Origin of the sequence: Legionella sp. 39-23 (genome assembly GCF_001897665.1) — a bacterium.
Classification (GTDB): Bacteria; Pseudomonadota; Gammaproteobacteria; order Legionellales; family Legionellaceae; genus Legionella; species Legionella steelei.
Genome location: NZ_MKTO01000009.1, coordinates 21,719 through 47,485, shown reverse-complemented (window position 1 = coordinate 47,485; position 25,767 = coordinate 21,719). Strand labels below are relative to the sequence as shown.

Below are 25,767 nucleotides of genomic sequence, written 5' to 3'. Positions count from 1 at the left end.
AGAATAACATGGATTTTGTTGTGCCAAGGCCCAACCTACCTCTCATTAGTATTAATTACTTAGATGTCCAAGAGTATCAAACAGTTTGTCGTTAATCCTTCAAAGTATCAGGTGACATAAGCATTTTATATATTTCACCAACGTGCATTTCTTCCTCTTGAATCATTTTTCTGGCGAACTCTTCTACTAACACCGACTTCTGTGCTGAATGGTGTAATAGTTGATGATACAAAACCAAACCTTGTTTTTCGTGTTCAAGAGACTCTTCCAAAATAGTTCTAATATTATGTTCATGGGTCTCTAATAATTTGCCAATTTTAAGTGTCGGATGATAAGAAAAATGGGTAATAAGCTCCCCTATTAAATGAGCATGGTTTATGCTCTCTTGGGCCTGATCACGCATCCATTTACAGATAGGAATGCGATTAAAACCAAAGATCATAAAGGAATAGTGGGTATAGCGTACAACACCTGCCATCTCAAGTTCTAATAATTTATTCAGAGTTTTTATAATCACATCATCAATTGCTTCAGACTCAGGTCTTGTGTATGTCATAGTTCGTCCCTTCTAGCTTGTCTATGTAGAGTATAGAATAATTCAAAGGAAAGTCTCAAAGTCGACTAGCAGTGTGCCCTACAAATGATTACACGTGTAGGTCGGGCCCTGAGGGATCGACCTACGCCTCCTCATTACTGCTGAAAGGTTCCTTGAAAAGGCATATTACGGCACCTATAATGTAAATAAATTAATCAAAAGAACCAAATATGGTCGAAAAATCAGCAGAAAGCTTACTCAATCAAAGAGCTGAAATCTATAACTCAATTTTGGCAATAAAAGCCCTCCCCGGTTGGACAGCAGCACCTATTAAATTTGAAAAACGTTCTGAAAATGATGTATCTGAGCTGGTAACCTCAGCAAAAGCTGATGCTATGTTAAAGATATTAAAGCCTTATTTAGGTGATGCAATTTTCAAAGTACCAGGCATTCAGGAATATCACGTGGTGATTGCCCACAAACACCTTACTGAAGAGAATGTTGCTGCAATGATTTTGAAAAGAGCATTGATATGCGCCACATTTAGTCCACTTATTGATATAGATAAAGAGATACAATGTTTAGATCAGATTAAATCATTACTCACGCTACTTCCTAATTATGTCGAGAATCTTGAAGATATTGAGAGTCTTGAGGATATTTCTGATTTCAATCGTAAAAATTTTTAGCGTAAGTCGGCCTTGGCCCGACAACCTCTTGCTTAAATAAAAAAAGCTCCATCAGAACAAACTGATAGAGCTTTTTTAAAAGTTACTAATTTAATTACGCAGTAGCTGCGGCTTTCTTCTCTTTTTCTTTGGCAATTACTGCTTCAGCTACGTTGTTTGGACAAGGAGCGTAGTGAGAGAATTCCATTGAGAATTGACCACGACCAGAAGTAAGGGTACGTAAAGTACTGATGTAACCAAACATCTCTGAAAGAGGAACATCGGCTTTAATACGAACGCCAGCAGCACTTGGCTCCTGACCTGAAATCATACCACGACGACGGTTCAAGTCACCAATCACATTACCTACATCTTCTTCAGTACTGTACACGTCAACTTTCATGATTGGCTCAAGCAATTGCGGCGCAGCTTTTGGAATCGATTGACGGAATGCACTTTTTGCTGCAATTTCAAACGCTATTGCTGAAGAGTCAACGGCATGGTAAGCACCATCAGTAAGGTTAACGACAACATCCAATACAGGGAAACCTGCCAACGTACCAGTATCCATCATTGAACGGAACCCTTTCTCAATTGCCGGGAAGAATTCTTTAGGAACATTTCCGCCCACAACAGAAGTGATGAACGTGAATCCAGTGTTTGGCTCTCCTGGAGAAATCGTGTAATCAATCTTACCGTATTGACCTGCACCACCTGATTGTTTCTTGTGTGTATAGCTGTCTTGAATCGATTTAGTGATGGTTTCACGATAAGCAACCTGTGGCTGACCTACGATTAACTCAACATCGTATGTACGCTTCAGAATATCCACTTTAATATCAAGATGTAATTCACCCATACCACGCAGAATGGTTTCACCTGAATCTTGATCCGTTTCAACTCTAAACGTTGGATCTTCTGCAACCATCTTACCTATAGCAATACTCATTTTTTCGGTAGCGCCTTTATCTTTTGGCGTAACCGCAATAGAGATAACTGGCTCAGGGAAGACCATCGCTTCAAGTGTACATTCGTGATTTGGATCGCAAAGAGTATGACCGGTGCGAACGTTTTTCATACCTACAATCGCAATAATGTCGCCTGCTTCAGCACTTTGCAACTCATTACGCTCATTCGCCTGCATCTCAACCATACGGCCGACACGCTCTGTTTTACCAGTAAAGGAGTTAAGAATAGTATCGCCTTTATTTAGTCTTCCTGAATAGACACGTACGAACGTAAGCGCACCGAAACGGTCATCCATAATTTTGAATGCCAAGGCACGGAATGGTTCGTCAGGAGAAACGATAGCGAATTGGCCATTTGGCTCACCTTCAGCATTAGTCAAAGGTTGTGGGTTCACTTCATGAGGAGCTGGTAAATAGTCAACAACCGCATCAAGTAACAGCTGCATCCCTTTGTTCTTAAATGCCGAACCACAATAAGTTGGGAAGAAGGCTAATTCAAGCGTACCTTTACGGATACAACGCTTAATTTCTTCAATTGAAGGCTCTTCACCTTCTAGATAAGCCATCAACAACTCATCATCCATTTCAAGCGCCGTTTCAATTAATTGCGCGCGATACATTTCAACATCGTCATGCATATCCGCTGGAACATCAGTCACTTTATAATTTTCTGGCTGGCCAGATTCATCCCAAACATACGCTTGACGGGTTAATACATCGACAACACCTACGAAGGTATCTTCAAAACCAATTGGCAAAGTCATAATTAAAGGATTAGCACCCAATACCTTTTTAATTTGCTCGGTCACTTTCAAGAAGTTCGCGCCAATACGATCTAGTTTGTTTACGAAAATCAAACGAGATACTTTTGAATTGTTCGCATAGCGCCAGTTAGTTTCTGACTGAGGCTCAACACCGCCAGAACCACAGAATACCCCGATACCACCATCGAGTACTTTCAGTGAACGATATACTTCAACAGTGAAGTCCACGTGTCCTGGGGTATCGATAACGTTGAAACGAGTACCTTTCCAAGAGCAACTTACTGCTGCGGACTGAATAGTAATACCACGCTCCGCTTCCTGCTCCATGAAATCGGTTGTTGATTCACCATCGTGAACCTCACCTATTTTGTGAATTCTACCAGTAAGCTTAAGAATACGCTCGGTAGTGGTGGTTTTTCCTGCATCTACGTGGGCGAAGATACCAATGTTTCTGTAAAGGTTTAAATCAGTCATAGCACTCTTAGATAAAATTAAATTGGATAAAATTTTGTCACATATTGTACACTATTTTATCCAGATTTGCAGCATAATTTTGTTATATTAATTTTTTTTTTTGATTATTTTGCTTTTAATTCAAGACAATGACCACACATTTTTATTACATAATCCACATTACCAGAGCCATTCCCATCATCATTAAGTTCTCCATGAGTGAAATAAATCCCAAAGGGACATTACTGTCACCCCCAACACAAGCACATTTTAATTCTCGCTTATCAATATAAACTGCTTTAAATACAGAAATGGCACCTATTGTACCTATAAACAATGCAAGCGGAATTGAAATCCAACTCAAGGCTCCTGCAATCATTAAGATCCCAGCTAATGCTTCTGCAAAAGGATAAATATAGCTGTAGGGAACCCAGCGCTTAGCCAGTAGGTCATAATTTAAAAACATCGTTGAAAATTTTTCGACATCCTGTAGCTTTAACAGTGCAAGCACGACCATATTAAAGGAAATAAACCAACTTAAAGTCCGTGTTGTAAACACCGTATGAGTGAATGCATAGCTTGTGGCAGCTGCCATAAGTGCGGTTATTGCAAACAGAGCGATTACTGGGCGATAACTTTTTTCCTTAGAATCACGAGTTTTTTTTCCAAAATAGTGACGTAAATCATCATAACCACCGACTCGCTTTGCATTGATAAAAGTTTGTGGGGTTGTTTGCACCTGATGTTCTGCTTTAAAAGCATCCACTTGCTCACGGGTAACGAGCCACTTATCTTCAACAATATAGCCTTGACGTTGCAAAAAACTTTTTGCTTTGAGACCGTATGGACACACATGTTTTGACATGACCATGCGATAAAGGGTTGCTTTTTTAACTGTTGAACTGCTCATTTGAATACTCCATTGCTCTATGGTCTATAAATACTATAAGGTATGTACTATGGTACGGAGTCAAATCATGAATCATAAAACAATTAGTGAATTTGCTAAATCATGCGGGGTTGGTGTAGAAACGATTCGCTTTTATCAACGCCAAGGGATTCTTAATATCCCCCCTCTTGGCAAAGAATTCAGCTCAGTAAAAATTAGACGTTATGGGGAGCATGATATCCGTCGTTTACGCTTTATTCTTGCAGCAAAAAAAGCAGGCTTCACGCTTAAGGAAATAAAAGAACTATTAGAGCTTGATGCCAAAAATGATCGCGAGCATGTAAGAAACATCGCGCAAAAACGTATTAGCAAACTAGATGGACAAATTGAGGAACTCATGGAGGCACGAAAATCGCTTCATCGCTTAGTAAAAGAATGCAATAAAGCGGATTCGCAACCCTGCCCTATCCTTATTGCCTTTGACAATGAATAGCGCCATCGTTAGCTTGCTGATAAATTTTATGGTAAACCTAGATGATTATCCACTTTGCTTTCATCAATTATCTTTTTGAGAATGGCTTTTTTATCTGACCATTTCTGAATTAATGATTTATTCAGCTGCGAACAATTTTCAGCAACCCAAGGTCCAAATTGGAGCAAGATAAACGGAACTCTCTGTTTCATGCAAGCTTCGAATTCCTTCCGTGCTTCCTTTTTACATAGGTTATTATTTTTGAGGCAGTTGTTTATCATATCATCGGTTAGTTGCTGCCAATTTGGGGGCGGGGCTACTCCAAGAAATGATGCAGTCATAATTTTTTGCAGAACATTTTGACTGATAGGAGCAAGTTTTTTGGGGTCAATGGTTGTTTCACAAAACTCGTGTTGTAAGAATTCTTTTACTTGTTTCCCTACACGCTCTATCTCATTCATGCTACCACAAGAGATTACGTTATTAGCACCAGATTGCACCCCCGGTTGAGCAATAAGTAAATTGCTGCTTAAAACCAAGCCTAAGCACATGAGTATCTTGACCATTCTTATTCTCAACAGTTCATATTAATAGTTAATATAGTAAAGCATGATATTTTTTGCGTGAGAAGCCTGTAGAAAGTCAGTAAAATTTGCTTGAGCGCTAGAGTGTTCGATAGGGGCACTTTTCTCGTGCCCGCAGATACTTGTTTGCACGTAAATTATTAGCTTCAGAAATCCTGTTTACACGCAAACAGGCTACTCGTGCTAATGTGGTGCTTTTTGGTCAGCTTTATCTTGCTGCTTGTTTATATTTGAGTGAAGCGTGTCAACTGCACTTAGCGGTAATCTAATAGTATAAGTGTCCTTCTCTTTATTTATAGTTCTCAGACAATTGGAAACATCTACCCCTTTCCTTTCAATGTAATATTTGAATAGCTCTTTCAAACTTGAAGCCTCGTCCGAGATTAACTCAAGAGAATAATTTGAACCTTTTTTATATAGATGCACACTTAATGGTATTATTCTTTGATGTTGGTCATCTATCATTGCCTTTTCAAACCATTTAGCAATGCTTTTTAATTCATCTTCGGAATAGCTAACCGCAGCACTGGCTGCAAAAACAGTCAAACCTCTTGGCATTTTATATTTCCCATAATGAGTAAGGCGCCATTATAGCACAATATATAACCTCTCAAGCCTTTTATTGATCAAAACAAACTGAACAAGGTAGCCCTTGGCTTGCAAATGGCTGCGTCTGCTAGTAAAAACCCCACACTAAATTTTCTAAATCTTGCAAGTTTCTAACTTTATCCTGCCAATTTGCAATTCTTACCTGGATGTTCAAATTGCTATATTGATGGAGCAGCATTAACGCCATCAATTGATAACTCAAGCTATTTGTCAACTCATATGGCAAATAACCATAAGCCTCTAAAAATGTGCGCAATAATTGCTTGTCACCTTGTATCAGAAAAGCACCTGGGCCAAGCAAATCATACTGTGGCAAACCAAGCATTGCATCGCCAAAATCAATCAAACCACTGATATGCCAAACGCCATCTGCTTGCTTCACTAAAAAGTTCATCGGCGTATATTCTCCAGTTAAAATCACTGGTTTTTTTATCTTCGGTAATACTTCTTTGAGTGACTCAAGGTAAATAGGCAATTCTTGCAACAAAGTCGTTGGCAGTCCTTTCTTTTGATGGTGCGCTACGCAACGCGCTATTTGTTTCTCAAGAAATTGCGGCCAATAACAATCAATAGCCTCAAGCCCCTCAGTCGGCAAAGCATGCACTTCACGAATAAGTGTCCCTAATTCACGAAGAATGACCATTTTATTACTGTGGGCCATGTTTTCCCAAAGGGTCTCTAGCAGTGTTCCATCAAGTTTGCTGATGATAAGATAAGGCCAACCAAATAGTTCTCCCTCATACTCAAGTACAGGCGTTTTTATCGAAAGCTTTCCATCCACATGCTTTAATACTAAGCGCTCACTTTCAAATTGGCTTTGATGAAATGGCGGAAAAATTTTAATGACCTTTCTCTCTCCATATGCAAAGACGATATTGGTCCCTTCAGAGAAAAGTACTAATGATTCTTCGGGTAATTGGTGCTTATGAATAATCGCTCTCACCAAATCATTTTCAATTTGCTGTTTAAGTTGTTCATAGTCTTCGAAAGTATGAATCGTCGGGAGGATTTGCTTTAAAGCCGTGTTATTCATCAATTTAATTCTGCTCTCTTTAATGTGACCTTATTTTACTATTTTTTGTGCAATCGTAAAACTTTATTAACAAAATCTAATTGATTCATCGTCATGATTGAGATAGCCCGTTTGCATGCAAACGAGATTACGTAGGTCGGGCCTTGTTCTTAATCAAATATAAAAATTACCTGCAAGACAAATGTAGCGCGACTACATTGATTCCTCATCGGATAAATCCAACCTACAAAAAACTGCAAAAATCATGTATATAATGGCTTCAGACTAATAAAAACAAGAACAGGGACTTATCATGAAGCGTTATTATTTTAATAATTCAAAAAATTATATCGACAGCCACGAACCGCTTTCAAAAGAACAAATCGAACAATTAAATGAAATTATGTCTTTTTTCCCTTACCACAGTAAAGAGAATTGGCCAGAGCTATTGATGTCATTTCAACCAGAAAAATATTCTCCTAAATTAGTGCATATGGCTGCTAACGCTTTTGATCACAATGGATATAGCATGCTTGGTCTAGCTTGTGAGTACGGTAAAGATGTTGGAATAGTCCAAAGACTAGTGGATCTGGGCGCCAATCCGAATAAACCTGATCACATGAGAAAACTACCATTGCATCATGCAATAAATAATCAATTGTCCCGTTCTAACCGTGATTCGTTGGACGCGGTAGCTGTTGTTCAATGTCTTCTTAATAATGGGGCTAATACGCAAAATACCAGCTTCCAAAATAGAACCCCGCTTTCTTTTGCTCAATCGCAACATTTTAAAGCAGCAGCAAAAATCATAAAAGAGCATACTGGTTTCTCTAGAAGTTATGGAATATTTCAAAAGTCATTGCTTACAGGAAATACATATAGTTTAAAACGAATGCTGGATGGCTCTGCAACTTTAGCATCATCAATTACAACATTGAAAGGTTGGTCCTCTGTATTTACAGCTGTCCATCAAAGTTATGCTCACCGAAATACACTAAATAGTCTAGAACTATTAAAAAAACATCATGTTGATTTCAATAGTACCCATTACCTTACAACCTATTCAGGTATGCCAGTGTATTGCGCAGTTAATCCTATTGCCTACTTCTTATTACGTGGTGGTGACTCAAGACTAATTGACGCCTTAATTAAGCATGGAGCTGATCCTGAGCATTATTCTGTAGCTGTAGTTAAGAAAATTATCGAACTCCATCCAAAGAATAAAGCATTTGATTATGTGGTTCAAAACGATAATAACCCATTTGATGTCAACGCAAGAACATTGCTCACTTTATTTGAAGCCAAAACGATGAAACAAGATGTAAGCATTAGTGATGAGGACATGGCGAGAAGTGCATTTGGTACAGGCTCATTCACCGCACAATTTAGATAATCTTAAAAGATTAACGGGGGCGGCCCCGGACCGTCCCCCTCAAAAGGAACTAACAATATGCTAAAAACAAGTCAAGTGAGTGAAACCTTATGTCAATCTGGAATTCGTGCAGCAAGCACGGAGTGTGAAAAAATTGGCGGCATTAATTTAGGTCAGGGTATTTGTGATTTACCTACACCAGAGGTAATCAAACAAGCTGCGATACGTGCGATTGAACAAGAAAAAAATGTATATTCTGCTTGTGAAGGGGTACTCAATTTACGCCATGTTATTGCCAATAAAATTCAAACGTTTAATAAAATTCCGGTTCATGCCGAAACAGAAGTCCTGGTAACCCACGGTTCTACTGGCGCATTTATTTGTGCAACGATGTCTTTGTTTAATCCAGGTGATGAAGTGATTTTGTTTGAACCTTTTTATGGCTACCACAAAAATATTTTGGAGCTGTATCAAGTGAAGGTTAAAGCGGTTCCTATTAATTTACATGATTTAAGCATTCAAATTGATGATCTTAAAAAAGCGATTACTCCTAAAACCCGCGCCATTATCATTTGTACACCGTGTAATCCTTGTGGCAAAGTTTTTTCTGAGCAAGAATTATTAGCGATTGGCGAAATTGCAGAACAACATAATTTAGCAGTTATCACTGATGAAATATATGAATATATTACTTACCCGGGTTATCAACATGTGTCGTTTGCTAGTTTAAAAGATTTTAAAGAACGCACCATTACGATTTCAGGATGCTCAAAAACATATAATATGACAGGATGGCGTTTAGGTTATGCCAGTGGCCCTGCACATGTCATCGCAAAAATGGCTTTGATTCAAGATTTATTGTATGTGTGTCCTGCAACCCCGCTACAACATGCGGCGATCGATGCATTCAAATTACAAGAAAATTATTACCAAACCATGTGTCAAAGCTATTTGGAAAAACGTGATCAGACAGTTCATGAGTTACGTGACATTGGTTTTGAAGTGACAGTTCCCCAGGGGGCTTATTATATTATGGCTGATTTTTCACGCATGGGTATTAAAGACGATGCAACCATGACGCGTCTGTTACTTGAACGTGCAAAAGTTGCAGTGGTTCCTGGTCGCTCTTTTTATTTAAATCCAGATCAAGGAAAACATGTATTACGTCTTTGTTACGCGTTAAGCAAAGAAAAAGTGGCACAAGGTTTAAAACAGATGAAGCAAGGACTAGTACTGTGTCCTTCCTAAGACAAGGTCGGGCCTTGGCCCGACAATTCCTTGGATATAAAATGGTTGCTGAATCGTATGGACCACTCGCGACATACGGATAAGTAATATTCTTGCCTACATCAAAAAGTTTAACCAGTCGGTAACCATCCATACAGCCAAAATAGCCATGCTGCCCAGATCCCAAAATGGTCACTTGTTTTTTGGCTTGCATCGCTTGAATCATCTCATCAAGTAATTTAGTAGGCTGGTATTGCCCCCTTTTTGTAAGCCAATAGTAATGACGATGTTTTTACCAATAAATTGTAGCGCTTCTGGATTCCCGGAGTGCAGCGCTCTCATCTTGAATCTCTTAGAAAACCGAAACAAATAAGTAGAAACTAGGCTCTACATCAAGGTAGCCCTTTTGCTTGCAAACGGGATTAGCTCCTTAAAATGAAGAAGAAATCCTATCTTTCAAGAGAGTTCACAAACCCATCATTGTTGAGAACAGTTTAGTCAAGCATTGGTTTTATCTATTGAGTAACTTATAGTGTAAGTTATTTAAATTGCATACGAGCAAGGACGCTTTACATGACTAAAAATGAAGAAACGAAAAATAGATCCAGTATAATTAGATGGACAGTGATTACTATTTATCTTCTGGCAACTCTTTTTTCTGCTGCTTGGCATGGCCCGGTCGCAGAGCTTGTTTTACCCATTATTCTTGTCTTTACTATTTTTATTTCAGCGTCCCTACATGGTACGGAGCGGTATGGAATAAAAAATTTAATTATATTTTTTATAATAACTTGGTTGGTCAGTCATTTTTTTGAAGCATTAAGCATTCAGACAGGATTTCCTTTTGGGCATTATTATTATGATAAATTAGCTGGGCCACGGCTATTTGAGGTGCCTATCATTATTATGTTTGCTTATTTTGGAACGGGTTACGCCTCGTGGATTTTAGCTCATATACTTCTGGGACAATATGCTACCCAACTAACTGGGAAGCAAATATTTTTTGTGCCGTTGATCGCTGCTTTTATTATGGTGATGTGGGATATATGCATGGATCCTCTTTCATCAACAGTCTATTCATTATGGGTATGGAAAGATGGAGGATTGTATTTCGGTGTTCCATTGCAAAATTATTTCGGTTGGTTCTTGGTGGTTTATATTATCTATCAAATTTTTGCAGTTTATATTGCCAAACATGATGTAATGGCCATACGCAAACAGAGTGTTTTTTCTTCTAGAAATTTTTGGAGAGAAGCGGTCGCTATTTATGGCATACAAGGTTTAACACAATTAGTTGATCCCCTTGGCGCCTCAACTCATTTAAAAATTTATGGATCGATGGCTCTAATTACAGTGTTCACAATGATGTTCGTGGCCCTACTTGCTTTACTTAAAATTGATGAGCGTCATTTAGCAAGGTAACCTGTTTGCTCTCAACAAACGTAGGCTGGGCTGAAAAGCCCAGCATCCAATCTTGAGCAGTACCTGGAAAATTGAGTATTAACTCGAAAACATAATATAAATTCAAGTATCAATCTATTCATCAGATCATTTGCTGGGCTTTTCAGCCCAGCCTACGCTTGCAACACTTGCTGCAAGCAACACTATAAATACTCCAGAATCCAAACTCATCTCAAATATGAGCGTAAACTAAATCCATGGTTGCTTATCAACAAGCAAATCGCTTTCAATACCGCCTGTTTGCTCTGTGGATTTTGGCTCTAATAGCATCACATGAGCTTCCTCATCCGCAACGGGTTTATGTTCAACCCCCTACGCTTGCTAATCAATAAATTTTAAAATCGCATCCGCTACTTTTTGAGGTTGTTCTACGGGGCTTGCATGCCCACCAGGTATAACATCAAGTTGAGTATTATTACCGATCTTTTTTTGCACTTCCTTAGCACCAGCCAATGGAGCAATCATGTCCTCTTCACCTGCAATAACTAATGCTGGAGTTTTGATTTCGCTTAACCAGTCCCCTGAATTAAACTCTTTTAAAGCATTTAATTGGCGTTCATATCCAATGAGTGATTGTGGATAAGGGTTCTGTTCAGCTAATCTGATTAGTGTTTCCAATTGATTTGGTTGCGAGAGAAAATCGCTTGAAAATACCCATGGTGCAATCGATTGCACTCGATAACGAAGAGGTAAATTCATGCGTTGTAATTCACCCGTTAATTCAAAAGCCATTTCTGGGGCTTTGGTTAGGTAAGCAAACGTGTTGATCAGCACAATTTTTTGAATTTGATCAGGGTATCTTTTTCCAATATTTTGAGCAATGGCACTCCCCATCGATTGACCGATGATAATTGGATCTTGAAGCCCTAACTTTTTACTCAATCGCATGACATCATCTGCCATCATTTCGATTGAATAAGGAGTATTTGGACTATCTGTTTGACCTATACCACGGTTATCAAATGTTAGAACCTGATGGTTTGCTGCTAATTGATTGAGAACTCCAGCCCAAAAAGTATGATCACAAGTAAAACCAGCAATTAAAATAATTGGAGTACCTTTGCCATGCACTTCATAATACATATTGATATCATCAATCTTCATTTTTCCTGAATCCGCTGCAATGGCTCCTGATGAGAGCAAAAAATGACTAACGCCTAAGATGAACAACGTTACAACTTTCATTAAGTTATAGTGTGTTACTTTTTTTAATTTTTCCATAATTTTTCCTAAAAATAATTCCCTTTATTTGCACCAACTACTGTTCTACGCAAATGTTTATCACTTCCCAGAGCTTCTAGCCCAGCCTACGCTTGCTGAAAAGCTGAAACTGCGAATACAATAACATTAAATTGAGCTTCCCTTGAAATACGGAGCAGCCTCTAGTTCACATTGGATCATCATTTATGGATCAATTTAAATTCCTAACCATATTTAATTTTGAATATCAGTTAAAAATATACGACTTAGTGTCTGAATCAATCAAAAAAGATATCTCTCATTTAGAGTCCAAGAACAATATTAATAAACTAGACATGGATGAGATCCGTAATTTAGCCTTTTATAAACAAAGCCTAGACATTTTGATTGAATCGACTTTCCTACAAATTTATGCGGCACTTGAAGAGTCTTTATACCATGAGTGTGAAAAACAATTAATTAAAAAAAATGCAAGTATATCACGCTTTGAAACAGCACTTAATGAACAAGGGTACTGTATTGATAGTGAACATTGGAAAGCTTTGCTTAACATTTCTAAAATCCGCAATTGCCTTTTACATGCAAATGGAAGAATAGATATTGATAGATACGGTATAGATACAAAAGAGACAATAAAGACTCTCAATGGTGATGCAAACACAATTCTAATTGAAATAGTTAATTTAAAAGGTCATAAAGAAGATACGGCCAAGATTAAAATTAAGGAATCATTTCTAGAGTATTGTGTTATTAAAATACAAAGCTTTATTAATCCTCAAAAATAAATTTATATATCGTTTTATGAGTCAAAACGAAAAATAGGTTGGTTTTTTGCCTTAATACTATTATCTTCAGCAACTCAATTAACTAACATAAGTGATTAAATTAAGGCTATTCTATTCGTTGAAATCGAGGAACTTTTTTTCCATGATGAATGACATTCTCAAAAAACATTTTCATAGGGCGAACCCAAAGCTGGTTATCACCAAATTGTTCACAATGATAAAGTGCCCTGTACACTATCATCTCTTCATCTGTTTCACTATGACGCGCTTGGCCAATGACTTCATATAATTTTTCGTTTTTATAATGCCTGTATTTTCCACAGATAATAGGATCTAACATTTACACCCTCGTGATTCGTAGTCATTAGTTTTCACTGACTGGCTTACAGTACCATTTGCATCAGTACCAAAAGTGCTACTTTCATTTACCAATTGAATTAGAGCAAATGATTTTGGAGTCAACTTAACATGAAATAAGTAAACGTAGGCTGGGCTGAAAAGCCCAGCATCCAATCTTGAGCAGTACCTAGAAAATTGAGTGTTAACTCGAAAACATAATATAAATTCAAGTATCAATCCATTCATCAGATCATTGCTGGGCTTTTCAGCCCAGCCTACACTTGCTGAATACCGGATGAAGCAAGAAGCTCAATCATTGTAGCCAACTATACTCTTGATTTCGAGAAAATCATGGATGCCGAAATCAGCGTATTCTCTGCCGTTACCAGACTGCTTATAGCCCCCAAATGATGAGAAGGCGTCCCAGTCCGGATAGTTTATTGAAACTGTGCCCACACGCATTTCTCTGGCTACAGCCCGGGCATGATCTATATTTTCTGACTGGATATAGGCAGCAAGTCCGTAGATTGTGTCATTGGCAATACGGATTGCATCCTCTTCATCCACGTAAGACATGATAGACAGGACCGGTCCGAATATCTCCTCGCGAGCTATTTCCATTTCTGGTGTAACGTGCCCAAATACAGTTGGACGGATATAATAACCACAATTGAGATGCTCTGGACGACCTAAACCACCAGTGACAAGGGTAGCACCCTCATCAAGTCCAGACTGTATCAGTGCCTGGATTTTATCATATTGCACTTGACTGACAACTGGACCCAGATCAGATTCAGGGTCTTTAGGATCACCAGTCTTAAAAGCTTCGGCTGCTTTTTTTGCAATATTCAATGCTTCTTCATGCCTCTCCTTGGGTACTAGCATACGAGTTGGTGCATCGCAGGATTGTCCACTATTTCCGAAACAATTTTGCACTCCCTTAGTGACGGCAGTTACAAAATCAGCGTCTGGCAAAATAATGTTGGCCGATTTACCGCCTAGTTCTTGACTCACACGCTTGACTGTATCTGCGGCGGCCTTAGCAACGATTATACCGGCGCGGGTTGAACCGGTGAATGAAACCATATCAACATCTGGATGGCAGGCCATCACTTGACCAACATCCGGTCCAGTACCATTAATTAGGTTAAAAACCCCTTTGGGTACGCCGGCAGCATCCATAATCTCCGCAAAAATGATGCCGCTTATTGGTGCAATTTCTGATGGTTTTAGGATGACGGTACAGCCAGCAGCAATGGCTGGGGCAACTTTACAGACTATTTGATTGAGAGGCCAATTCCATGGCGTAATTAATGCGCAAACACCTATGGGTTCCTTGACAATGGTTGTTGTACCACGCTTTTCACTAAACTTATAACGCTCAAATGCAGTAATAGTCGCTTCCAGATGGACCCGGCCAACTAAAGCTTGTGCATCCCGAGCAAATGCAATGGGTGCCCCCATTTCGTCGGAAACTGCTTTTGCTATATCCTCAAAGCGTTCTTTGTAGAGCTCAAGGATGTTCATTAGAAGTGCCATACGAGAATTGTGCGACGTTTTGGAGAACGTTGTGAACGCTGTTTTAGCTGCAATTACTGCCTTATCGACATCAGCCTTAGAGCCTATAGAAATCTGAGTGTAGGCCTTTTCAGTGGCTGGATTAATGACATCGAGAGTAGCTGGAACAACAGGAGAGACCCATTGACCATCGATGTAGAACTTTAAGTGATTGCTCATAATAGGCTTCCTTTCTGTAACCAATTTATTTCATGGAGAGAGTAGACTAATAAAATCCTTTATCGTTTTCAAATAAACCCAATAATTATTTTTGGGTGTATTTTTTAAAATACGATTGCTATGTGTCAACCAAAATAATTACTTTGAATCAGTCTTTGGTTTTCAATGATAAGCACGACCATTGTAAACTAAAGACCCTATTGGCGCTCATATTCAGTCTATTTTCTGCTAACATATGCATCCCTTCATGAAATAACAAAAGTAAAGAATCTGGTGTATGTATGAATCAAAATTCAATTTGGACCAAATCAAAGGCACGCCTAAATCAATTGCATCGAGATAATAATACAAAATATAACTGGCTATTTTTACCTGGTGGCCCCGGCCTAGGGTCTGAATCTCTGCATAATTTAACTGAAATCTTATCCCTTCCCGGTACTCTTTGGTATCTAGACTTGCCTGGAGACGGCTCAAATAATACGGAAGATGATGAGAAAAGCTTTTCCAACTGGTCTAACGCTCTTATCGAAGCCACTAATGAGTTAGATAACGTTATTTTAGTGGCTCATTCATCGGGTGGCATGTTTGCTCTTGCAACACCCGAATTGGAAAATAATCTTCTCGGACTCGTATTAATGGACTCTGCGCCTAATGCAAGCTGGCAAAGTTTTTTTATGGAGTACGTTAAAAATCACCCACTGGAAGAAGTTGAAAAATTACAAGAAATGTATGAAAAAAATCCATCAAATGATTTATTACGAGAGCTTACCATCGCCTGCGCTCCTTACGTTTCTACATCCAAAAGTTTAGATAAAATAATCGAAATGCTTGCTTCATTACCTTTTAATTATAAAAGCCACCTATGGGCAGAAAACAATTTTGATCGAACCTATCAGGCAAAATGGATTCCAGAGAAAATACCAACCTTAATTTTTTCTGGTGATCAGGATCATCTAACGCCATTAATACTATTTTCACAAGCACGGGCGTTTCAACGGCAAAATATTTGTATCCGTGAGATAAAAAATGCATCTCATTTCCCATGGATGGACAATCCAGAGCAAGTGAAACAAGTATTTGTGGAATATTGTCAATGGTTAGAAAGCTAAAGCCCACTGAATAGAGATGAAACAACTTTGAAGGAGCGCCAGCTGTTGAAAATTTAAAAACTGCCAAAAATAAATAATGAAATAGCGCAGCGCTCGAAACCATGACTTTAATTTTTTACACTTTACTGGTTGGCAAGTCTAAATCAGAACCGCCTCAGTCTGCTTTTCAGAGTAATCAGACTTAATGTCTTTTATGAATAATCATCGAAATTACTTAACTTCCATATAACAATAAGGAAAACGCCCTATGCCTACCTGGGTCTTAAACTCTAATTTCAAAAAATCCATCACCCATAGACGCTGTATGGAGAGGACCTAAATTAGCCCCGTGCTCTTCAATTAATTTTAATAATTTGAGCATTCGAGCCTGAATCTTCGGGGGCATATCTAAAATGGCTTCCTCGACAGATTTACCAGGATCCCAGTCGGGGATCTACTACTTTCCTACTGCGTAAAACTCTTACAGAAGGTCAACGAGTGCAATTCGTTGTAACACAAGGTGCTAAAGGCCCTCAAGCACAGAGTATAACAGCCCTTTAAATTTAAGATATTTTACTACTACATCTTTTGGGGGTGTAGTAGTACCGATTCAATCGAACGTATCAGACAAGCACCACATAAAAAAATACCGCGAAGAAATGACAAATACTTCCTGATAAGACAAATAAGTGCCAGAGCACGTGACTAAATCTCAATCGCTCCCAAATATAGAAAATGACCCCAACGGTATAGCTCAAACCTCCTGCTACAATATAGGTTAAGCCGCCTGGTGGCAGTAATTGATACAGAGGTTTTACAATGAGGAGCGCCATCCATCCCATCAAAAGATAAATTAGTGTGGAAAGTAGGTCAAATTTATGGACAAAGAACCACTTGAATAATATCCCAACAAAAGCTAAAGACCAAACAATAGTGAATATGGTCCATCCTAGAGAGCCGTTAATCGTGACCAACACAAATGGTGTATAACTTCCAGCTATGAGTAAATAAATTGACGCGTGATCTAAGATACGAAATAGATGTTTTATTTTAGGGTTCGTCATACTGTGATAAACAGTAGAACATACATACATCAAGAGCAAAGTACATCCAAAAACAATACTAGATACCAACTTTAAACTATTGTTTTGATATGCGGCAAATAACGTTAATAAAACAAGGGCAATGAAACTTAAGAATGCTCCAAGTGCATGAGTAGAGGCATTACCGATTTCTTCAACCCGGGTTTGTGATGTATCTGGTTTAATCCAAGCCATATGAGTCATTTAATAAAATGAAATATTTATGTGTACAGTCGCAACTTTCCCTTATAAACATGCTATTTTAATCGGTGTAAGACTATTATGACAAGTGCAGGCCACGGTAAACGCATTTAAATTTGACCAATCACTTTAGCCAAGTACTGAATATTAGTACAAACCTTAGGTTGCTTACGGCGAATTCTCGCTTTGAAGAGCTTCATTTTTTAACCAAGCCTAGTGCAAATTTACGCATATCAGAAGTCAATTGCACGGACATTTAACTGGTATAACTAAAGAGTTGGGGGCCCTATAATCCTTCTTATTTTCATCCATTTTTACTAGAGCCTGTGTAGAAAAACATTAATTAGCACCCAACTTTAGCCGAAAGATCTCTCCTTTCAATTGAATCGTATCTCCTGCTACCATCTTTTTTCTTTTCTGTTTTTCTATTATGCCGTTTACCAATATAGTGCCCGCAGCTATCATATCCTTAGCTTCCGCTCCACTCGAAGCGATACCTTCAAATTTAAGAATTTTAAAGAGCTCAACAGGTTCTTTATTAATGAAAATATCCTTCATATTATTTATTACTCCAATAATGATGAGTTGTCGCAATCTTTATTTTTTAAGGAATCACGAAAAAGGGTTTCAATTTCAGTCCTTGCCCATGGTGTTTTGCGCAGGAATTTAAGGCTTGATTTGATGCTGGGGTTGGAAGAAAAGCAGTTAATCTTGACTCTCTCCGCCAAGCCTTCCCAGCCATAACAAATCAACAATCTATTTAAGATAGTCTCTAGGGTAATGCCGTGCAGTGGATCATTAGATGTTCTGTCCATCAACTATACCTTTTTTTGTTGCGCATTGGGGGTTTTAGTTTAGCCCCCGCTTAGCTCTACTACTTCAAATACTATTTTTAATATACATAAGTGTTCTTAGTATAGTCACACGGATCAATAATACTACTTCTACTACTGCTTAATCAAATCTTTTAACGCCGGGGTTGCAGGCGAATTAAAATGCACAGTGGGGAACATGTGTATTAATCTGAGACAGTTGGCCAACGCCGTGTTTTTAAATATAAATCGATCCTCAATCCTCCCATGCCGGTTTTCCCTGCTTCGGCAACAGATAATTTGAGGTAATGAATATTACTTACAAATGTTAATAATATTTTAAGATTTCACTGCTAAAATAAATAAATAAAAATCAAATTGGATAAATAATGTTATTAATAATCGTGCAGATTCCACCAAGAGTCCGGTTTAATCCTTTTACTACCCAAGCCGATCTATTTTCTTTCTATCATCAAGTGAATAATATAAGCAAAGCACATCATACTCCGTATATTTCTTTTTATAATAATTCCTATCAAGAAGAGAGAATAAACCATCTTAAAGAGTTAAGCCGTATTCTTGTCTTAGAAATGGCATTAAACCATCGCTATGAAATACCAGCACATAGAAATTCTTTCAACGCTGCGGTTAATCGAGCAAATTTTCATTTTAGAAATTTAGAAACACCTATAGAGGTACAAAGGGCTCCTTCACCAAGGGCATCACAGAGACTAGTCCCCGACCAAGGTAGAGTCGCCGCAGAACGACCAAATACACCTTTTGGACATGTGCCTAAACCCGATACAGCATTACAAGAACGTGCTAAAAAAGCAATGGAGAAATTAGGAAATGATTTACCAAGCGAATGCACCGATCCTATAAGCATGGAACCTCTCACTGACCCTATAGAAATCAATAATCGTGTTTATAATAGAGGTACCGCATTAAACTTGCTAGAACGTGGTCAATTTAAAGATCCGTTTACGCGTGAATTAATTGATCCGAAAACTGCTAAATCTGGTTCGTATATGCTTGAGGCGATGGAACAACATCTTGAAGCCAAAGCAGGTAAAGAACCCGCTTTATATGTTAGACACAAACAAACCAATGTTCATCCTTTAAAAGACCTTATTGAAAATTGGGAAAACTTATTAAATACGGCACCTAAACCTCATTAGACACAGTTCACGGTGCCTAATAAGCAGGCGAAGGTTGGGTCAAAATGGCCCAACCTTGCTTAAATCAGAAAAACTAAATTCATCCTTCAACCAATCACCAATAAACTTTAATTTTTCCTTGTATTCATCAGTATCCTTCCAGCTCATAGATAACACCTTATTTTCTCCTAATTCAGTGTTAAGTGTTACCAGTATCACCTTTTACCTTAATATAGGTTGCATCAAGGTGCCAGCGACAGGCGTAGCGTTTCTTATGCCAATCAAGGCGTTTTTTTAATTCAGGAGCGTAATGCTGAACCCAACGATAAAGTGTAGTATGGTCGTTGGAATCTCAGTTAATAATTTACATTGAAGTATAAACTATCCTTGGTTTTTGCAACGGATCCATAAAAAGCAAGGAGTAGGATTGATAAGATAATTTAATCTGCTCTGCTAAAAAGACCAGATGCGACCCCATAGATGATACGATAAAAAAGTGAATGTGGAATTTTTGTTAGAAATTATTAAGCTATTGAAAAAAATACTTTTTATTATCACTTATTATTGATTTCCGATAAGTATCCAACTTAAGATAAGCGCTCAATGAATGTCTGTATATGGATTTGAAGATGCAAATATTTAAAGCTTCTTGGTCTCAGCTTTTTATCGCTGTTATGGCTTTTTTTTTTCTTACAATAAGCTGCGCAGGTAAACCGGTGTGGACTTTGACAGCGGATCCTAATTATCCACCAACGGTTTCGATAACATCAATAGGATCTGCAACGATTAAATACACAGTAACGAATCAATCGAGGAGAGCGCACACGCTGTCGATGAAACCTATCGTTGGGATTACCCAGGTCACTTCAATCGGAAATTGCCCTAATCCCTTTAAATTGGCATTTCATCAATCTTGTACTCTAAATTTGCTTGTGAATGGAAGCATGCTTCCAAGCAATATTAAAGGTGGCCCTCAAGTATGTGAACAAGGAAATGCACTGCAGTGTTATCAACCAAGTGCAGCGAACATTTTAAACATTACTGTAGTTCCCGTGACCCATTATTTGATTACTCCTAGTGTTGGTCCAGATGGAGTCATTTCACCCAATACACCGCAAACTGTTATTGCTGGAAACAATTTGACGTTTACTGCAACCCCTAATGCGGGTTATCAAGTGGATGAATGGTTAATGGATGGAGGTACCGCCCAGAAAGGAGGAACAACATTTACACTATCCAATATCGATAGTAACCACACAGTAGCAGTAACCTTTACACGGGTAGGAACAACGTATGCAGGTACTAAGAGTGGTTCTATTTATTTTTCTACTGATAATGGTTTAACTTGGACTACCACGGCTGTACCTTCTTTAAATTACGCAGTAAATAGTATATTTGCAACATCCACCACGCTTTATGCTGGAAGCGAAGATGGAAAAGTATATTATTCAACCAATAACGGTGCTTTTTGGAGCCCTACAACGGCACCAGGTAGTTCATCGGTGAATAGTGTTTTTGTTACGACTGACGCAACAATTTATGTTGGAACTCAAGAGGGTAAAGTTTATTACTCAAGCACCAATGGAGCGACTTGGGTTTTGACCACCGCTAATCCAGGTACTGGAGCTATAAATAGTATATTCTTGACCTCTTCTACAATTTACGTAGGAAGTGAAGATGGCAATGTCTATTATTCAATGAACAATGGAAGTAACTGGAATAGAATCAACGGCCCAGAATCAAGTACCCCTGTCCCGGTCCAAAATGTTTTTGCTGTAAATAATCAGCTTTATGTGAATACTCGGCAAACCTCTTCTAATAGCACATTCCCCCCTGGAACCATTGATTTTGAATATGTCTATTTTACCAATAGCTTAACAGATCCAAATCCGATATGGACTCTTTTATCACAAATAACCTACACCTTATTTGTTAATTCAGATTTAACCGTAATCCTCGCAGGGACACAGAATGGCCATGTTTTCTCTTTAACCACTGGAGATGACTTGGGATTTATCATTAATAGCCCAATTACAAGTTTATTTTTTTTCGGGTAACAAGGAAGATTATTCATGTTGAAACTTAAAAAAGCAGTATTTCTCTTATTGTCATTAAGTTTTGTGACGATAACTCCCTATGCAAAGCAAGCAAATGACTTATTGAGCTTACCCAGCCCAGGATTAAATTTACTTAATCAGGCCACACGAATTCGACCTATGTCCCCTGAGAGCGACATTTCATTTATTGTCTGGTTAAATTTACGTAATAAAGCCAAGTTGGATAAGCTCGTTCAAGATGTCTATGATCCCAATAGCCCTCAATATCATCAATTTTTAACTCACAGTCTTTATGAGCAAGAATTTTCACCTGGTCATGAAGCGGAAAATTCAGTACAACAATTTTTCTCTTCTCAAGGGATGCAAACAAAAGTCGTCAACCATAGTGTTCGTGTCACTGGAACAGTCGCTCAAATTGAACAAGCACTTCATGTGCAAATCAACTATTATCTTTATCAAAACCAGATCGTCCACGCCAATACAAGCCCACCCCAAGTAAATCAAGAGATTGCCCAATATATTGCGGAAATTACAGGTCTGAGTTCTGTTCCTGAATTTCACTCAAACATAGAAAGTATAAAAAATAACTCTCTTGCAGTTCATGATATAAATTTTATTTGGGATAATTTTATTTCTTTTGCAATTCCGACCGATATTTCATTGCAAGGTTTTACGGGAGCAAATTTGCAAAAAACCTATAATCTGAAAAATATTCCTCGCATTAATGGCACTCATCTCGATGGAACGGGACAGACTTTAGTTATTGTTGATGCGTGCGGCACGAACACTGCAAAACAAATCGTAAGTGATGCGAATCAATATTTTAATGCGAATAATATACAGCCCTTCGTCACCTCAGGTGCATCGAAGAATTTTGCGATAATTAATCCTGATGGTACCCCCTTTACAACATGTCCGAATGCATCCTCTTTTAGTAATGAAATTGCGCTAGACATTGAATCATCCCATACAATAGCACCAGGAGATAATACCGTTCTGGTACTAGGAAGTGATCAAAAGAGCATATTAACTGATGTAATTCACACACTGATTAATGATAATTTTACTATTGCAGGTTTTCCTAATGCTTATGTCATTTCGAATAGCTGGAGTAGTCAAGAGATTTCAGATACAGCGTTCGAACAGACATTGGAATTAGCTGCTGCTGCAGGAATTAGCGTTAATTTTTCTTCTGGAGATTGTGGCGATAATACATACACAACAGATAAAAAATGCACCCCTCCACGTCCTTCTTCACCAGTAGTTGATTACCCTTCCAGCTCTGCTTATGTGACCGCTGTTGGAGCCACTGCTTTATTTGTAGATACAAATTACCGTTATGCATTTGAAACAGTCTGGGGCTCTGTTAAAAACACTAAGGGTAGTTTTTCCTATGATGGTGGTACTGGCGGAGGCATCAGTCAATTTTATGGGCCAGTTGCTTGGCAGAACTCCATTAGCAATTTCACAGCAGGTGGCTATGGAGTGATTAACAATTATGGGCGCCATCGTGCATTACCTGACATTGCCATGCTTGGTGATCCGCAAACAGGATTATTGATTATTGCCGATGGAACATCAGTCCAGGATGGTGGTACTAGCTTAGCGTGTCCATTATTTTCGGCAACTTTAGTTCTAGTTAATCAAGCACGTAGTTTACTGAATAAAGGGACCCCTATAGGCCAGGCTGCACCTTATTTATATCAAAGGCATGATGTATTACTCGGCAACAGAGCAATTAATCTTATTATTCCCCCTGCGCTTATCATTAGTGGTGCAACACCTCCACCGTCTACATCAATTCAAGGAACTCCGGCCCCTGCATCTGCTTTTACTATTAGTAACAAAACCTTTGGATGGGATTCATCACTGACGCTTGAACCCGAAGATCAATTTTGGAATGATGCCGTTGGGATAGGCTCGCCTAACATCCCAAATTTTGTTCTAACAATGGCGAATATGTAGCTTTAAGACGCCGTTGGTACACCGGCTGAGGATGTGGGGCGGTCACAAAAAGTTGAACCCTCATGTAAAAGCTATATTTTTATGAGAGCAAGGCCAGCGATGCTGAGTTTCAAAAGGTGATGCTGGTAGTCGTTATCGTGATATTGATTAGTTGGCTCTGGATCTCACCAGCCGGAAGAGGCATCTCGCAAACGCCACAAGCATTCATGGCGCATGGATAAGACCTATATTAATGCAAAAAGCCAATGGGGCTATCTGGATTGGGCTTTAGATAAAGAAGGGAATGCCGTAATAACTTCAATTTGTGTTTTGGAATATTTTGCGGCAGAACTCCTGTGAGTAATTTATTCATTAAACAAGGCTTGCGCGTAGGTTTGGTCAGGATTTATTGACTAAATGAAGCAATTGCATCTACACATACATTTCTCTTATTTTGTCGGCCAAGGCCCGACCTACCTTGCTAATCTTTTTATTTTGGAAAGCTCCAAAGTTGACAAATTAAATAATAGATTACACAATAAATGACCAGAGGCTCTCTTACTAAATTCATGAAAATTTCTCCTCTTTATCAATCAAAACTAAATAACTTCAAATCAACACCCAAATTAGATACTCCTTTGCGCTTGATCGCACGAGGGATCCATTATGGACATATTATTGGTGAGGAAGCTGAGTTGCGTGAATTTATTCTTGCTCATATTACCAATCCCACTGATATTGAAGCCATTAATCAAACTGATGATGACAAAACTTGTACAGTCATTGCGGAATTATTTGGTATTTTACCAGGCTCTATTTTGGAGCAATCGGAGGAAAATAAAAGAAGTATTTTCCTTGCCTTTCGTATTTTTTTTGAAAAAAACCCACTGTCTCTTATAAAATCAATTCAATATAAAAATGAACATGGGGATGTTGTTTGGACATCTTCTGCCCTAGAGAAAATAGGTGAGGCTCCTGAATTATTACAAGAGCTTATCCCAGAGTTGTCTTTATTTATTAAAAAATATGCGCGCAATCTTAGTGAATTAGAGTTACGCAGATTGGTTGCAGCGATACATGGAAATCAATTGCTCGTAGGGTTAGTGCTCGAGTTGCATGCTTCAGGCCAATTTAATTTGCCTCATTTTCAGAGAAATACTTTAAGTGAAGAAGAACTAGCAAACTCACTCAAAAGCTACTGGCATCCTGAACAAAAAGGAAATGCAGCCTATTTTTATCAGGATTTTCCTGAGCTTGAATTGTGGCGCCTCTTTATGGATGGTTATCAACAAGAGAAGGGTTGGGCTAATTATGAGGCGCGAGAAAAGGGCTGTATTAATCAATTATATCAAGCCTGGCTGTATACTAAAGAAACCATCGCCGAACCATTAACCCCTGAGTACTTTAGGAAACTACACTCTATTTGTGCGAAAGGCATTATTTGGAATAGAACGGAAGGGATGTATCGAGAATATGGGGCTAGTTTTGGACTGTCATTGAGAACTTTAACTTTTCTTGGCTACATGGAGTACCTAACGCAGTTTAATAACTTATGCACATTAGAAAAGCATGCCCCCTCGGGGTTTGATGCAGTAACTTCTATAGAAGCAAAGCGCTTAGATACTTTCGTTCGGCAAATAATAGAAGAGTATGAATCAACAGTTTCTACCCACACTGAAAACCCGAAAGCTTTATTACATGCAATCATTAGTTTTTGCAAAAAATTAGAGCTGACTCATCCTTTTAGGGATTGCAATGGAAGATTGTTTTGCAATCTCCTGTTAAATCGAGAATTGGTTCGTCATGGGTTTTCACCAACCCTTCTAGATAATCCCAATATGATTGAAGGTTTTACTATCAAAGAGTCAATGTCTGAGCTAATTCGTGGAATGAATAGTTTTCAACGCTTAAAGGCCGATGGATTATTCAAAACAGGGATGAAAACAATTGATTTAATTAAAACGCAAATCTATCCAATTCCTGATGTGTGGAATAGGTATCAACTATCTCAAAGTATTCCTCAAAATACGGGTGCACTTCTTGGGAAACACGGAATTTTTGTTACTTCATCGGAGAAACAGGTTTGTGTAGGCGAAACCTTAAATCATGGAATTGAGTTTTAGAAGGATTCCAAGAGTTTTTGGGACTTTCCCCTCTTATTCTCCTATTTCTATTAGTAATCTATACAAAACTTGGTAATTTTAAATGTCCTTGGAGAAGGGACCAATTTGAAAAAGAGTATGATGAATTTCTATTAGCTATTAGCCACTTTGAACAATGAAGTAGATTTTAACACTAATAGATTTTTGAATCCGGTCAAGATTAACTGGGCACACATAAATTAAACTCAC

Annotated in this window: 25 protein-coding genes and 2 pseudogenes; 13 read left to right on the top strand and 14 right to left on the bottom strand. The window is 38.4% G+C overall.

Annotation, left to right across the window (positions count from 1 at the left end; genetic code table 11):
• Window positions 1-91 precede the first annotated feature (91 nt).
• Window positions 92-556: a ferritin-like domain-containing protein gene (locus tag BGO44_RS04695; RefSeq protein ID WP_058511987.1), complete on the bottom strand. Its 465-nt coding sequence runs from the start codon at window positions 554-556 to the stop codon at window positions 92-94.
• 209 nt (window positions 557-765) lie between these two features.
• Here BGO44_RS04695 and BGO44_RS04690 point away from each other — a divergent pair, with 209 nt between their 5' ends.
• The gene (locus BGO44_RS04690; RefSeq protein WP_058511986.1) at window positions 766-1,224 is read left to right on the top strand and encodes a hypothetical protein; all 459 of its coding nucleotides are present in this window, start codon (window positions 766-768) and stop codon (window positions 1,222-1,224) included.
• 94 nt (window positions 1,225-1,318) lie between these two features.
• Here the strand turns inward: BGO44_RS04690 and fusA are convergent, their stop codons facing one another.
• Together fusA and BGO44_RS04680 are read right to left on the bottom strand one after the other, a co-directional pair.
• A complete protein-coding gene (fusA, locus tag BGO44_RS04685; protein WP_058511985.1) occupies window positions 1,319-3,409 on the bottom strand; it encodes an elongation factor G in 2,091 nt (696 codons plus the stop codon).
• Between the two features lie 145 nt (window positions 3,410-3,554).
• Complete coding sequence (locus tag BGO44_RS04680) at window positions 3,555-4,298, bottom strand: glutaredoxin family protein (protein WP_273198934.1); 744 nt, start codon at window positions 4,296-4,298, stop codon at window positions 3,555-3,557.
• 67 nt (window positions 4,299-4,365) lie between these two features.
• Here BGO44_RS04680 and BGO44_RS04675 point away from each other — a divergent pair, with 67 nt between their 5' ends.
• On the top strand, window positions 4,366-4,770 hold the full coding sequence (locus tag BGO44_RS04675; RefSeq protein ID WP_273198935.1) for a MerR family transcriptional regulator: 405 nt from the start codon (window positions 4,366-4,368) through the stop codon (window positions 4,768-4,770).
• A gap of 26 nt (window positions 4,771-4,796) precedes the next feature.
• Here the strand turns inward: BGO44_RS04675 and BGO44_RS04670 are convergent, their stop codons facing one another.
• The 3 genes from BGO44_RS04670 to BGO44_RS04660 form a co-directional block, all read right to left on the bottom strand.
• A complete protein-coding gene (locus BGO44_RS04670; RefSeq protein ID WP_273198936.1) occupies window positions 4,797-5,315 on the bottom strand; it encodes a hypothetical protein in 519 nt (172 codons plus the stop codon).
• A gap of 201 nt (window positions 5,316-5,516) precedes the next feature.
• Window positions 5,517-5,891, bottom strand: coding sequence for a hypothetical protein (locus BGO44_RS04665; RefSeq protein WP_273198937.1), 375 nt, complete (start codon window positions 5,889-5,891; stop codon window positions 5,517-5,519).
• Window positions 5,892-6,009: 118 nt separating this feature from the next.
• Window positions 6,010-6,975 (bottom strand): phosphotransferase family protein, encoded by a 966-nt coding sequence (locus tag BGO44_RS04660; RefSeq protein ID WP_058511980.1) that lies wholly within the window; start codon window positions 6,973-6,975, stop codon window positions 6,010-6,012.
• Between the two features lie 292 nt (window positions 6,976-7,267).
• Here BGO44_RS04660 and BGO44_RS04655 point away from each other — a divergent pair, with 292 nt between their 5' ends.
• The 3 genes from BGO44_RS04655 to BGO44_RS04645 all read left to right on the top strand — a co-directional run bounded on the left by BGO44_RS04655 (window position 7,268) and on the right by BGO44_RS04645 (window position 10,975).
• Window positions 7,268-8,347: an ankyrin repeat domain-containing protein gene (locus tag BGO44_RS04655; protein ID WP_273198939.1), complete on the top strand. Its 1,080-nt coding sequence runs from the start codon at window positions 7,268-7,270 to the stop codon at window positions 8,345-8,347.
• A gap of 57 nt (window positions 8,348-8,404) precedes the next feature.
• Entirely contained in the window at window positions 8,405-9,574 is a 1,170-nt protein-coding gene (locus BGO44_RS04650) for a pyridoxal phosphate-dependent aminotransferase (RefSeq protein ID WP_273198940.1), read from the top strand.
• A gap of 552 nt (window positions 9,575-10,126) precedes the next feature.
• Entirely contained in the window at window positions 10,127-10,975 is an 849-nt protein-coding gene (locus tag BGO44_RS04645; RefSeq protein WP_273198941.1) for a carotenoid biosynthesis protein, read from the top strand.
• 360 nt (window positions 10,976-11,335) lie between these two features.
• Here BGO44_RS04645 and BGO44_RS04640 read toward each other — a convergent pair whose 3' ends face one another.
• Complete coding sequence (locus tag BGO44_RS04640) at window positions 11,336-12,235, bottom strand: alpha/beta fold hydrolase (RefSeq protein ID WP_273198942.1); 900 nt, start codon at window positions 12,233-12,235, stop codon at window positions 11,336-11,338.
• Between the two features lie 185 nt (window positions 12,236-12,420).
• Here BGO44_RS04640 and BGO44_RS04635 point away from each other — a divergent pair, with 185 nt between their 5' ends.
• Window positions 12,421-12,999: a hypothetical protein gene (locus BGO44_RS04635; RefSeq protein ID WP_273198943.1), complete on the top strand. Its 579-nt coding sequence runs from the start codon at window positions 12,421-12,423 to the stop codon at window positions 12,997-12,999.
• Between the two features lie 106 nt (window positions 13,000-13,105).
• On the opposite strand, the gene BGO44_RS04630 is transcribed toward BGO44_RS04635, so the two are convergent.
• Together BGO44_RS04630 and BGO44_RS04625 are read right to left on the bottom strand one after the other, a co-directional pair.
• Window positions 13,106-13,339 carry a DUF1653 domain-containing protein gene (locus BGO44_RS04630; RefSeq protein ID WP_058511973.1) on the bottom strand — a complete coding sequence of 78 codons (234 nt, stop codon included), beginning with the start codon at window positions 13,337-13,339 and terminating at the stop codon, window positions 13,106-13,108.
• A gap of 308 nt (window positions 13,340-13,647) precedes the next feature.
• Window positions 13,648-15,075 (bottom strand): aldehyde dehydrogenase family protein, encoded by a 1,428-nt coding sequence (locus BGO44_RS04625; RefSeq protein ID WP_273198945.1) that lies wholly within the window; start codon window positions 15,073-15,075, stop codon window positions 13,648-13,650.
• A gap of 281 nt (window positions 15,076-15,356) precedes the next feature.
• Between BGO44_RS04625 and BGO44_RS04620 the strand changes: the two genes are divergently transcribed.
• Entirely contained in the window at window positions 15,357-16,184 is an 828-nt protein-coding gene (locus BGO44_RS04620; RefSeq protein WP_273198946.1) for an alpha/beta fold hydrolase, read from the top strand.
• A 262-nt stretch (window positions 16,185-16,446) separates the two neighbouring features.
• On the opposite strand, the gene BGO44_RS04615 is transcribed toward BGO44_RS04620, so the two are convergent.
• Window positions 16,447-16,545, bottom strand: coding sequence for a type II toxin-antitoxin system RelE/ParE family toxin (locus tag BGO44_RS04615; protein ID WP_273199008.1), 99 nt, complete (start codon window positions 16,543-16,545; stop codon window positions 16,447-16,449).
• 92 nt (window positions 16,546-16,637) lie between these two features.
• Here BGO44_RS04615 and BGO44_RS04610 point away from each other — a divergent pair.
• A pseudogene (locus BGO44_RS04610) lies at window positions 16,638-16,724 on the top strand (cold shock domain-containing protein); the annotation flags it as partial.
• Window positions 16,725-16,786: 62 nt separating this feature from the next.
• Here BGO44_RS04610 and trhA read toward each other — a convergent pair.
• From trhA to BGO44_RS04595, 3 genes are all read right to left on the bottom strand, one after another.
• Window positions 16,787-17,440, bottom strand: a complete 654-nt coding sequence (trhA, locus tag BGO44_RS04605) for a PAQR family membrane homeostasis protein TrhA (RefSeq protein WP_273198947.1) — start codon at window positions 17,438-17,440, stop codon at window positions 16,787-16,789.
• Between the two features lie 345 nt (window positions 17,441-17,785).
• Window positions 17,786-18,004, bottom strand: coding sequence for an RNA-binding S4 domain-containing protein (locus BGO44_RS04600; protein ID WP_273198948.1), 219 nt, complete (start codon window positions 18,002-18,004; stop codon window positions 17,786-17,788).
• 8 nt (window positions 18,005-18,012) lie between these two features.
• The gene (locus BGO44_RS04595; RefSeq protein ID WP_273198949.1) at window positions 18,013-18,261 is read right to left on the bottom strand and encodes a VF530 family protein; all 249 of its coding nucleotides are present in this window, start codon (window positions 18,259-18,261) and stop codon (window positions 18,013-18,015) included.
• A 386-nt stretch (window positions 18,262-18,647) separates the two neighbouring features.
• On the opposite strand from BGO44_RS04595, the gene BGO44_RS04590 reads away from it, so the two are divergent.
• Entirely contained in the window at window positions 18,648-19,436 is a 789-nt protein-coding gene (locus tag BGO44_RS04590; protein WP_058511967.1) for an RING finger protein, read from the top strand.
• A 196-nt stretch (window positions 19,437-19,632) separates the two neighbouring features.
• Here the strand turns inward: BGO44_RS04590 and BGO44_RS04585 are convergent.
• Window positions 19,633-19,758, bottom strand: a pseudogene (locus BGO44_RS04585) (IS6 family transposase); the annotation flags it as partial.
• A 286-nt stretch (window positions 19,759-20,044) separates the two neighbouring features.
• Between BGO44_RS04585 and BGO44_RS04580 the strand changes: the two are divergent.
• The 4 genes from BGO44_RS04580 to BGO44_RS04565 all read left to right on the top strand — a co-directional run bounded on the left by BGO44_RS04580 (window position 20,045) and on the right by BGO44_RS04565 (window position 25,539).
• The gene (locus tag BGO44_RS04580; protein ID WP_273198950.1) at window positions 20,045-21,472 is read left to right on the top strand and encodes a DUF6242 domain-containing protein; all 1,428 of its coding nucleotides are present in this window, start codon (window positions 20,045-20,047) and stop codon (window positions 21,470-21,472) included.
• A 15-nt stretch (window positions 21,473-21,487) separates the two neighbouring features.
• Window positions 21,488-23,437, top strand: a complete 1,950-nt coding sequence (locus BGO44_RS04575; protein WP_273198951.1) for a S53 family peptidase — start codon at window positions 21,488-21,490, stop codon at window positions 23,435-23,437.
• A 213-nt stretch (window positions 23,438-23,650) separates the two neighbouring features.
• Complete coding sequence (locus tag BGO44_RS04570) at window positions 23,651-23,776, top strand: transposase (protein ID WP_237760510.1); 126 nt, start codon at window positions 23,651-23,653, stop codon at window positions 23,774-23,776.
• Between the two features lie 209 nt (window positions 23,777-23,985).
• Complete coding sequence (locus tag BGO44_RS04565; protein WP_273198953.1) at window positions 23,986-25,539, top strand: hypothetical protein; 1,554 nt, start codon at window positions 23,986-23,988, stop codon at window positions 25,537-25,539.
• Window positions 25,540-25,767 lie beyond the last annotated feature (228 nt).

Coding starts and splice junctions, on each gene's coding strand:
- BGO44_RS04695 (WP_058511987.1), bottom strand. CDS start 556: ATGACATACACAAGACCTGAGTCTGAAGCAATTGATGATGTGATTATA.
- BGO44_RS04690 (WP_058511986.1), top strand. CDS start 766: ATGGTCGAAAAATCAGCAGAAAGCTTACTCAATCAAAGAGCTGAAATC.
- fusA (WP_058511985.1), bottom strand. CDS start 3,409: ATGACTGATTTAAACCTTTACAGAAACATTGGTATCTTCGCCCACGTA.
- BGO44_RS04680 (WP_273198934.1), bottom strand. CDS start 4,298: ATGAGCAGTTCAACAGTTAAAAAAGCAACCCTTTATCGCATGGTCATG.
- BGO44_RS04675 (WP_273198935.1), top strand. CDS start 4,366: ATGAATCATAAAACAATTAGTGAATTTGCTAAATCATGCGGGGTTGGT.
- BGO44_RS04670 (WP_273198936.1), bottom strand. CDS start 5,315: ATGGTCAAGATACTCATGTGCTTAGGCTTGGTTTTAAGCAGCAATTTA.
- BGO44_RS04665 (WP_273198937.1), bottom strand. CDS start 5,891: ATGCCAAGAGGTTTGACTGTTTTTGCAGCCAGTGCTGCGGTTAGCTAT.
- BGO44_RS04660 (WP_058511980.1), bottom strand. CDS start 6,975: ATGAATAACACGGCTTTAAAGCAAATCCTCCCGACGATTCATACTTTC.
- BGO44_RS04655 (WP_273198939.1), top strand. CDS start 7,268: ATGAAGCGTTATTATTTTAATAATTCAAAAAATTATATCGACAGCCAC.
- BGO44_RS04650 (WP_273198940.1), top strand. CDS start 8,405: ATGCTAAAAACAAGTCAAGTGAGTGAAACCTTATGTCAATCTGGAATT.
- BGO44_RS04645 (WP_273198941.1), top strand. CDS start 10,127: ATGACTAAAAATGAAGAAACGAAAAATAGATCCAGTATAATTAGATGG.
- BGO44_RS04640 (WP_273198942.1), bottom strand. CDS start 12,235: ATGGAAAAATTAAAAAAAGTAACACACTATAACTTAATGAAAGTTGTA.
- BGO44_RS04635 (WP_273198943.1), top strand. CDS start 12,421: ATGGATCAATTTAAATTCCTAACCATATTTAATTTTGAATATCAGTTA.
- BGO44_RS04630 (WP_058511973.1), bottom strand. CDS start 13,339: ATGTTAGATCCTATTATCTGTGGAAAATACAGGCATTATAAAAACGAA.
- BGO44_RS04625 (WP_273198945.1), bottom strand. CDS start 15,075: ATGAGCAATCACTTAAAGTTCTACATCGATGGTCAATGGGTCTCTCCT.
- BGO44_RS04620 (WP_273198946.1), top strand. CDS start 15,357: ATGAATCAAAATTCAATTTGGACCAAATCAAAGGCACGCCTAAATCAA.
- BGO44_RS04615 (WP_273199008.1), bottom strand. CDS start 16,545: ATGCTCAAATTATTAAAATTAATTGAAGAGCACGGGGCTAATTTAGGT.
- trhA (WP_273198947.1), bottom strand. CDS start 17,440: ATGGCTTGGATTAAACCAGATACATCACAAACCCGGGTTGAAGAAATC.
- BGO44_RS04600 (WP_273198948.1), bottom strand. CDS start 18,004: ATGAAGGATATTTTCATTAATAAAGAACCTGTTGAGCTCTTTAAAATT.
- BGO44_RS04595 (WP_273198949.1), bottom strand. CDS start 18,261: ATGGACAGAACATCTAATGATCCACTGCACGGCATTACCCTAGAGACT.
- BGO44_RS04590 (WP_058511967.1), top strand. CDS start 18,648: ATGTTATTAATAATCGTGCAGATTCCACCAAGAGTCCGGTTTAATCCT.
- BGO44_RS04580 (WP_273198950.1), top strand. CDS start 20,045: ATGCAAATATTTAAAGCTTCTTGGTCTCAGCTTTTTATCGCTGTTATG.
- BGO44_RS04575 (WP_273198951.1), top strand. CDS start 21,488: ATGTTGAAACTTAAAAAAGCAGTATTTCTCTTATTGTCATTAAGTTTT.
- BGO44_RS04570 (WP_237760510.1), top strand. CDS start 23,651: ATGGATAAGACCTATATTAATGCAAAAAGCCAATGGGGCTATCTGGAT.
- BGO44_RS04565 (WP_273198953.1), top strand. CDS start 23,986: ATGAAAATTTCTCCTCTTTATCAATCAAAACTAAATAACTTCAAATCA.